Origin of the sequence: Bacteroides sp. An279, assembly GCF_002159615.1 — a bacterium.
GTDB classification, from domain to species: Bacteria; Bacteroidota; Bacteroidia; order Bacteroidales; family Bacteroidaceae; genus Phocaeicola; species Phocaeicola intestinalis.
The window spans coordinates 1-982 of sequence record NZ_NFJA01000201.1; the positions used below are offsets into that span (position 1 = coordinate 1).

General features: G+C 50.4%; 1 protein-coding gene and 1 pseudogene. Both read right to left on the bottom strand.

Annotated elements, in window-relative coordinates; translation table 11 throughout:
• Window positions 1-226: pseudogene (locus B5F78_RS16605) on the bottom strand (glucosamine-6-phosphate deaminase); the annotation flags it as partial.
• A 40-nt stretch (window positions 227-266) separates the two neighbouring features.
• Window positions 267-982, bottom strand: a 716-nt coding sequence (nagB, locus tag B5F78_RS16610; protein ID WP_087213664.1) for a glucosamine-6-phosphate deaminase, incomplete at its 5' end; no start/stop codon positions are given.

Genomic DNA, 982 nt, shown 5'->3' on the forward strand with positions numbered 1-982 from the left:
CCGTGCCCAAAGCCAACGTACAGAACTTGCCGTCATGCTGGCGTTCCTGTATCTTGCGGATAACCTCATCGGCTATGCACTTCACGCCTTCGTCTACTGTTTCATAGATGTTGGTAGGGATTTTTTCAAAACGGGTCAGCACGGAGCGGTCAATCGTATTCTCCGGCTTGTAATATCGGGTAGACACCCTGTTAAGGGATATCTGCGAACTCAAATTGGTTCTCATGGCTATAATTAACAATTAACAATTAATAATGGATAATGGATTACAGGTTGTTGCGCTCGATGTCCTTGAAGTAGCGGTATGTGCCCACTTTCAGTTCGTCCGTAGCCGCCTCATCGCATACGATGATGCCGTGGCGGTGCATCTGCAAGGCACTGATGGTCCACATCTGCGTTACGCTTCCTTCAACGGCATGATGCAAGGCACGCGCCTTATTGTGCCCGTTGCAAAGGATCAGTACCTCTTTGGCGTCCATTACCGTGCCCACCCCTACGGTCAGCGCAGTCTTGGGAACCTTGTCCACATCGTTATCGAAGAAACGCGAATTTGCCACAATCGTATCGGTGGTCAGCGTCTTCACACGGGTACGCGAAGTCAGGGAAGAACCCGGCTCGTTGAACGCGATGTGGCCGTCGGGACCGATGCCGCCCACAAACAGGTCGATGCCCCCATACGAAGCAATCTGCTTTTCATAATTCCCGCACTCAGCCTCCAAGTCGGAAGCGTTCCCGTTCAGGATATGGATGTTTTCCTTCGGAATGTCAATATGGTTGAAAAAGTTGTTGAACATAAACGAATGGTAGCTTTCCGGATGCGATTCGGGAAGACCCACGTATTCATCCATATTGAAAGTCACCACATTGCGGAAAGACACCTTTCCCTCTCGGTTCAGTTCAATCAGCGCCTTATACATGCCCAATGGGGAAGAGCCCGTAGGCAAGCCCAATACAAAAGGACGTTCGGAAGATGGCTGGAACT